The following is a 7,379-nucleotide window of genomic DNA, read 5'->3' on the forward strand; positions in this document are numbered from 1 at the left end:
ATCGATCCAATGGCAAGGAGCGAAAGCGGCTCTCCCTGCTGCTTAACCGGAAGAAGCCGATCGCCACAAACACCATGAGCGTGGCAAGATGGTCAATGGGACAAGTCCTCATGTGGTCAACTCCGACATTGCCATGGCCTCCAGCCGATACTGCCCTATGCGATTCCGAAGCAGAGCAATCACGCGACAGTTCAGCAGCGCGTTTTCATCCTGAGCGCCTTGCGCGACCTTTCGCTCCCACGTTCAGGCCTTGCTTTCCGACGAGTTACGAACGCGGCCCAGCATTAGTTTCAGCAATCCTCTTGCGTCCCTCAATTTTCCCCTTGGTTTCGAGAAATTCTTTCATCGCCCGCCCCGTACTCGCCGATAGACGGTCTTTCGCATGGCTGAAGCGACGCGATATACGGTCGCTTATGGTCGGGTCAGGCGGTCGCTTCTGCGCGCGCTCCGCTGACGGCGGTTCGGCGAGGACCAGTCACGTCAGCCTTAAATCACTCTCCAGACGGCGAAGCTTTCCAACCTTGCTTGAATATCGAGCCAAGTGCTCCGCCCTGTTGGCATGTTTCGACCGCCGGCCTTTATCGCCCGACGGTCTCTGTCTCCCTTAAGCGGTTTCCTCCGCTCACATCGGCGGAACGACACCATTCGTGCCGACAACTACGCGACCGCTCGACATCGAACCGTCATCGGCCTTTTCGGAGGGTACGAAAACGGTTGCACCAGGCTTGATGTCGGTTTCCGCAGCATTGGCAAAAGTGACAACCGGCGTGCCATCCGGAATGGTGATCTTCTTCTCCTTCCCCTTGTAGCTCACGGTCACCGCATGACCGTCAACAGACTTTACGGCGTCGGCAACAGTCGCATTGGTCATCGAGCTGTTTGGCTTCAGGTCCCAGGCGTAGCTCCCCTCGCCTGTGCCTTTCATCGCTGCAGGAAAGATCAGCACTTCCAAAGCGCCATCGCCGCCGCTCGCCGTTGGCAGTGATGCGATACCGACGAAGTCACCTGGCTTGATATCGTCAACCGATGCCTTGGCGACGCCGGAGACCTTCCAGCCATCCTTCAGCATGATCTTTGCGCTGCTGCCTTCACGCGTTTTGACGGACAAGATGTTGCCCTGAAGGCTTTCGACGGTGCCACGGACACGAACCTGATCGGCGGCCTTGGCGCCTCCGCCGAGCGTCAACGCAACCAGCGCGCCGGCGAAAAGGGTAAAACCTGTTTTTGAGGTTGAGAACATTGTGCTTCCTTTGTGTTTCAAACCCTGTCTGCTGAACAACCGGCGGAGGCGGGCTGAAAAATCCGCTGGCTATGGAAATCTGGATTTCGACCTATATTCCGGCGTACCACTCGTAGCCGCGATCCTCCCAGAAGCCGCCATTTCCGCCGTAGAGATTGGAGAAATCCGCGACGGCCTCAATGCGCATCAGATATTTCGCCTGCTTGTAACCAAGCTGCCGCTCGACCCTCAGCCGCAGCGGCGCGCCATGCGCGACTTCGAGATCTCTTCCGTTCATGGAATGGGCGAGAATGGTTTGAGGATGAAAAGCGTCAACGAGATCGATGCTCTCGTAATACCAGCCGCTGCCATCCAGGGTCTTTTCGTATTCGTCGGCACAGTGAAAGACGATATAACGCGCTTCCGGCTTGAGGCCGACCTTGTCCAGAACGGCAGCGAGCGGCACACCTGTCCACTGACCGATCGCGCTCCAGCCTTCGACGCAGTCGTGGCGGGTGATCTGGCTGCGTGCCGGCATTGCCTTCAGGGTTGCAAGGGGGAATTTGGTTGGGCGCTCGACGAGGCCACCGACCTCCAACTGCCACTGCAAAAATTGCGTCGACAACAATTGCTGATATTGCGCGCCGTCGGGCATGCTTGTACCGTTGACGCGAAAACTTGGCGAGATGTCCGCGAGCGTATACTCGCGCGCCAGGGTGTTGTCGCCGATCAGCAAGCGCTGCGCACGCTTCGTCAGGCCCTCGGCGAGTTTCAGGGTTTTCTGGACCTTATCGTTTTGGACAAGCGCATCGCAGCCACTCAGACCGAGTGCGGATGCGGTGAGCGTTGATCCGATCAGGAAACGGCGACGGGTAAAGAGGCGGCTCATGGCTTGAACTCCCCTTCCGGCTCTTCGATTATGATATAACGTCCGGTGATCATTGAGCGCATATTGTTCAATACGCCGGAGACCAGAACCATCACGATGTGAATGACGACAAATGCGATCAGTGCGCTGGCTGTGATGAAATGCAGTGTCCGGGCCGACTGTCGACCGCCGAACAGATCCAGAAGCCAGGGCGCGAAGGCATTGAAACCCGGTGACATTGTCAACCCAGTCGCAATCATCAAGGGAAGCAGAAGAAAGATCACCAGAAGATAGGTGAGCTTCTGCAGAGCATTGTAGTGACGCGCTTTTTCGCCTTTCGGAAAGCGCAAACGAGCATGATCAGCCACCTCCTGGACGAGGTGCGATGCCGCGAGTTCACCGCGCTTAGGCAAAAGGTCCCGGTGGAAATGACGGGCAATAAAACCATAGGCAATGTAAATCAGTCCGTTGATCACAAAGAGCCAGGCAAAGAAAAAGTGCCAGCGCCGACCGGTGGCGAGGTCCTGATAGCTCGGCAGCGTCAGCCAGGCGGGAAAGCCGCGGGCCGTTGGCTCCCCATCGACATTGGACACGCCCAGGAAACCGGTCGTCTCGAAGGAGACGTCGCCGATGCGGGTCATGCCCTTGACCCGGTCGCCGTCCTGCACCGCGTCCATGGCAATGAAGGCCGGGTCGTCATCGGCGCCATATTGACCCCAATAGAGATCCGGATGCGCGTTGAAGATTTGCAGTCCGCTAAACAGAAGCACGGTCATGCACAGAACGTTTAACCAGTGCGACAGGCGCACGGTCAGACTGTGTCGCCTGATGAGAATTCGTTTTCCAGTGACGGGTTGTGCGGTCGCATCCATAATTTCCCTCGAGCGCCAGCGTTATCGTCGATACGAAACCGCCCCCGCAAAAGTTGCGTTTCGCGGGGGCGGACAGGATCATTTCATCGCATCGCATTTCTTCATCATGTTGGACTTTTTCATCGAGTCCTTTTCCATGCCGGCCTTGTGCATACAGTCGGTCTTGTTGCCGGCCATCTTCATGCTATCGGTCTTCATGTTGTCCTTTTTCATCGTATCCATCTTCATGGTATCGGTCTTTTTCATTGCGTCGGAGGATTGAGCCTCGGCGGTGCTTGCCGCAAAGGAAAGACCAAGAATGACGGCGCCGATGGCGACAGTGAAGGAACGAATAGTCATGATGCGTCTCCCGTTTGATGTGCTCGCCGCGTGTTTGCGCCGAAGGTTCACATCAGGCTCATTCGCGGAAGGCTGGAATTGGTAACAGTCATCACGCGGTTGTGATCGCAAACTCGGTCGGGCTGAACTTTTCTCGATTTTACCGTCGATGCGGTGTAACCGTTTCGCCCTAGGGCCGTATGAACCTGAAAGACATGATGGCGATGAGCGAATTCGAGCTGAAGGCGTTGATGCTTCTGTCCCTTGACGGGGACGAGAATGCCTATCGCTGTCTGCTCGGTATTTTGCGGCATCTGCTGGAGAGCTATTTCAAGCGACGGCTGGCGTCGAACGCGCAGGATACGGACGATCTGATCCAGGATACGCTTCTGGCGCTGCATCAGCGCCGGATCACCTACGATCGCGAGCGACCGTTCACGGCCTGGTTCTTTACCATCGCACGCCACAAGCTGGTCGATCACCACCGGCGACGAGGCGGGCGATCGGTTGTCAGCCTGGAACTGGTCGAGGGCGTCGCGGACGGCTATTCCGAAGACGCGATCCTCGCGAGCATGGATGTGGAGCGATTGCTCTCTGGCATTCCGGCGTGGCAAAGCGAATTGATCCGGCGCGTCAGGTTGGAGGGTCGTTCGGTCGCAGAGGCGGCAGCTGCCAGTGGCAAGACGGAAGCAATGGTCAAGGTCAGCGTTCATCGCGGCATCAAGGCGCTGGCTGCGAGATTGAGAGGCGAACGTGGCGAAAACGGATGATCTGATCGACAGCCTGGCAAGAGGACTGCAGCCTATACGGCCGCATGCTCTTCTCCGCTTACTAACAAAGGCGCTGCTGCCTGGTGTCTTGCTGTCTGGTGCATTTATCCTGTTCGTGCATGGTTTGCGTCCAGACATAATCTCGGCAATGTCTCTTCCCGCCTTCTGGGTGAAATCATTCTACCCGCTGGCGCTGGCGATCAATGGTATCTGCGCGGTGTTGATTGTCGCACGCCCCGGTGGACTGCCGAAATCGGCAGGCTTGACCTCAATCGGCATCTATATTCTGCTAGCAATGCTGGGGCTCTGGCAGTTGCATGCATCGCCAGCTATGGACTATCCGAAGTTGATTTTCGGCGTCTCCTACTGGTTCTGCCCACTGATCATTGTCGCGTCCGCCGCTCCCGTCTTCGCGGCCAATATCTGGTTCTTGCGGCGTTGCGCACCGACGCGGTATCGGCTCGCCGGATTTACCGCTGGCATGATGGCAGGGGCCATAGGCGCATGGACCTATTCCTGGGCATGTATCGAAAACGGGCTCCCCTTCGTGGCGCTCTGGTACTCGCTCGGTATTGTTCTATGCGGCCTGATCGGCATGGCGGTCGGCCCGCGTCTCTTGCGCTGGTAGCGCGATCGTTGAGGCTGCTGAGCTGTTTTCCCCCAAACCTCGGACCGTCCAGCACGGTCCCTCAAAGCTCCTGAGCGGCAGAGAGCAATCACTCCCCTCGCTGATGACGTTGGCGAGACGAGCAGCAATTTATGTCTGCGATGACAGCCAGTACCGGCTATGCCGACGTTTGCCGCTACGCGTCAGTGCGCCGATTTCCACGAGTTGCCGAAGCAAGTGCGCGGCCAATTTGGCCGTTGCCATCCTCAAATGGATGTATGCTTTCGAACTAAAGCCGACCGACGGCAACACGGGAAAAGCTTGGGCGGCGTTTGGCCATCGGGCCTGGATTGATTGAACCTTGTGATGAAGCGCTCCGTCTCAGCGGCAACCCGGCAAGACGAGGCAGCCTCCAAGCGGATGTTGGGCCTGGTCAATCGACCTGATACGATTTGCATTGTGTTTTCATGCGTGCGGTGAGCACCGACTGTCTCAATATATCGGTTTCCCGCCATCAGCATCGAATGCCAGTGGGAACAGGCCCTCATGATCCAGCACTCTGCGCTTTGGCCCCAGCCTCCCCTTGTAATCCGGTATTCCAGCACGACTTAAGATAGCAGTGACGGCTCGTCTTCAGGGCGCTGTCATCAAGGGTGCAAAACCTTGCCCCAACAAAGGAGGACGGAATGTCTTCCAGTCCAGTAGCCTCGTCTATCCGCCTCGCCGGCTCCAAAGTGGTGAGGGAAGTCTTAAAGTCCGCCGGACCTCGGGAATCTCAGTCGAACGCGACTTCCGACATGAAGCGTGACGCCTCGCCCATCCTCTCAGCCGTGTCACGCAGGGGTGTGAGAGCCAAATCGGCTCTCATGAGTTCCCTCGCCAACCGGAAACAGTCGTCGACACGAGCAAGTCCCGATCCCCAGCCAAAGAGTAGCGCTAGTGATCGTTGGCAAGATGACGGTGGACGCTGATGGGTATCTCCTTTCCAAACAAAGCTCGTAGTTTTGACGACAGAAAGCGCTGTGTCCGTTTCACCGGATACGACGGGATGTTCGAGATCAAATTCTATCTGGCGACCGAAGTCTTGGCCCACGGGAAATCGTCCCGAAATGTCACCGAGGCAGATTATCTGATGGCGTTCGATGCCTTGCGCCCAAGAATCCTGCAAGCGGCGACCTCCGCTTACTCCAAAGTTCGATCCAGCGTGATTACGCTGGATCTCGCACATTTTCGTTGAGCATAGCGTTGTCCTGAAAGGATACGATCGTGCATCATCCAGCCGAGCCAGCGCCACCGCTACAAACGGTGGCAGCGAAAACTATGCGTGTGAGTGAGTTCGCGAAAGAGTTTCGTCTGGGTCAAGCAGAGGAGAACCGGCCTGCCTCTGAGAATGTCCGCCAGAACTGATGATGGTCCGGCCCATTGAGGACGGACAAATGGTCTTTGGGTCGGTCTTACCGCAACGCCATTGCGGAATGGGCAACGATTACAACAATTTCCCGGCGCACTCATCGCTCTGACTAGACCCCAGCGGAATATGCCGGGATGATCGGCATCTGGCGGTTCAAAACCGCTTAGGCTCCAAACGCGACCGGATGAATCTTCGGTGGCAAGTCAGGCATGCGCTGCCTCGTTCCTTGCTTCCAACGTTAAGAATTCAACCGGTCAGTTTACAGATGGCTTTTCGCCCGTGTCGGCTGACCGGACCTAGGAAGACGCGCTCGTTCTGCTCCGCGACAATCTTGGCCTGCTGCGGACCGCGAGGCGACAAGTATCTGACGCCTCTTTATTCGTGAGCTTGTTATATCGCGCGCAGCGGCACCGCATGGAGCGCTATTGCGCCTCCTTCAGTGGATCCTCGATTTGCGTCGTGCGCTACTGATGCCGTTCAAAAGACAATTATCTGCAGTTAGGTCGAGTAGGGCAGCCATTGCTATGGCCCGAACTCCTGCGGTGGCGTTAGGCGCATGCAACAACTTAGCCCATCCGCTCCGACGCGTAGGAACCCGGGCTTGGCGGGAAGACCACGGTGCGGTTGCCGTTGATGAAGGTGCGGTGGTGGATATGGGCGTGGATGGCACGCGCCAGAACCTGGCTTTCCACATCGCGGCCAAGCGAGACGTAATCATCTGCCGACTGGGCGTGGGTGATGCGCACCGTGTCCTGCTCGATGATCGGACCTTCGTCGAGATCGGCGGTGACGTAATGGGCGGTGGCGCCAATCAGCTTCACGCCACGCTCATAGGCCTGCTTGTAAGGGTTGGCGCCCTTGAAGCTTGGCAGGAAGGAGTGGTGGATGTTGATGATCTTGCCGGACATCTTGCGGCACATGTCGTCTGACAGAACCTGCATGTAGCGCGCCAGAACCACAATTTCGGTGCCGGTGCTTTCGATCAGGTCGTTCAGCTGCGCTTCGGCCTTCGGCTTGTTTTCCTTCGTCACCTTGATGTGGTGGAAGGGAATGTCGTGATTGACGACAACCTTCTGATAATCGAAGTGGTTGGAGACGACGCCGACGATATCGATCGGCAGCGCGCCGATCTTCCAGCGATAGAGCAGATCGTTGAGACAATGACCGAAACGCGACACCATCAGCAGCGTCTTGGTGCGTTCGCCATCGCTGAAGATTTCGGCTTCCATCTTGAAGCGCTCGGCAACCGGCTTGAAGCCTTCCTTGATGTCTGAAAGCGACACGCCCTCTTCCGAAATGAAGGAGACGCGCATG

At 57.1% G+C, this 7,379-nt stretch carries 8 protein-coding genes and 1 pseudogene; 3 read left to right on the forward strand and 6 right to left on the reverse strand.

Annotated elements, in window-relative coordinates; genetic code table 11:
• Nucleotides 1-622 precede the first annotated feature (622 nt).
• From PVA19_RS20660 to PVA19_RS20675, 4 genes are all read right to left on the reverse strand, one after another.
• A complete protein-coding gene (locus PVA19_RS20660) occupies nt 623-1,240 on the reverse strand; it encodes a hypothetical protein (protein WP_062423840.1) in 618 nt (205 codons plus the stop codon).
• 91 nt (nt 1,241-1,331) lie between these two features.
• Nucleotides 1,332-2,108, reverse strand: coding sequence for a molybdopterin-binding protein (locus PVA19_RS20665; RefSeq protein WP_274104026.1), 777 nt, complete (start codon nt 2,106-2,108; stop codon nt 1,332-1,334).
• Complete coding sequence (locus tag PVA19_RS20670) at nt 2,105-2,959, reverse strand: cytochrome b/b6 domain-containing protein (protein ID WP_274104027.1); 855 nt, start codon at nt 2,957-2,959, stop codon at nt 2,105-2,107. The genes PVA19_RS20665 and PVA19_RS20670 overlap by 4 nt, the downstream gene beginning before the upstream one ends.
• A gap of 78 nt (nt 2,960-3,037) precedes the next feature.
• Complete coding sequence (locus PVA19_RS20675) at nt 3,038-3,298, reverse strand: pentapeptide MXKDX repeat protein (RefSeq protein WP_274104028.1); 261 nt, start codon at nt 3,296-3,298, stop codon at nt 3,038-3,040.
• A 194-nt stretch (nt 3,299-3,492) separates the two neighbouring features.
• Between PVA19_RS20675 and PVA19_RS20680 the strand changes: the two genes are divergently transcribed.
• On the forward strand, nt 3,493-4,047 hold the full coding sequence (locus PVA19_RS20680) for a sigma-70 family RNA polymerase sigma factor (protein WP_112359890.1): 555 nt from the start codon (nt 3,493-3,495) through the stop codon (nt 4,045-4,047).
• Entirely contained in the window at nt 4,031-4,675 is a 645-nt protein-coding gene (locus PVA19_RS20685; protein ID WP_274104029.1) for a DUF1109 domain-containing protein, read from the forward strand. The genes PVA19_RS20680 and PVA19_RS20685 overlap by 17 nt, the downstream gene beginning before the upstream one ends.
• Before the next feature lie 175 nt (nt 4,676-4,850).
• On the opposite strand, the pseudogene PVA19_RS22445 reads toward PVA19_RS20685, so the two are convergent.
• Nucleotides 4,851-4,940 (reverse strand): annotated as a pseudogene (locus tag PVA19_RS22445) (Fic family protein); the annotation flags it as partial.
• Between the two features lie 684 nt (nt 4,941-5,624).
• On the opposite strand from PVA19_RS22445, the gene PVA19_RS20690 reads away from it, so the two are divergent.
• Nucleotides 5,625-5,891 (forward strand): DUF1488 domain-containing protein, encoded by a 267-nt coding sequence (locus PVA19_RS20690; protein ID WP_062600410.1) that lies wholly within the window; start codon nt 5,625-5,627, stop codon nt 5,889-5,891.
• A gap of 740 nt (nt 5,892-6,631) precedes the next feature.
• Here PVA19_RS20690 and PVA19_RS20695 read toward each other — a convergent pair.
• Complete coding sequence (locus PVA19_RS20695) at nt 6,632-7,378, reverse strand: formyltetrahydrofolate deformylase (RefSeq protein ID WP_274104030.1); 747 nt, start codon at nt 7,376-7,378, stop codon at nt 6,632-6,634.
• Nucleotide 7,379 lies beyond the last annotated feature (1 nt).

The sequence above is a fragment of the Agrobacterium sp. CNPSo 3708 genome (assembly GCF_028674915.1).
Classification (GTDB): Bacteria; Pseudomonadota; Alphaproteobacteria; order Rhizobiales; family Rhizobiaceae; genus Agrobacterium; species Agrobacterium cavarae.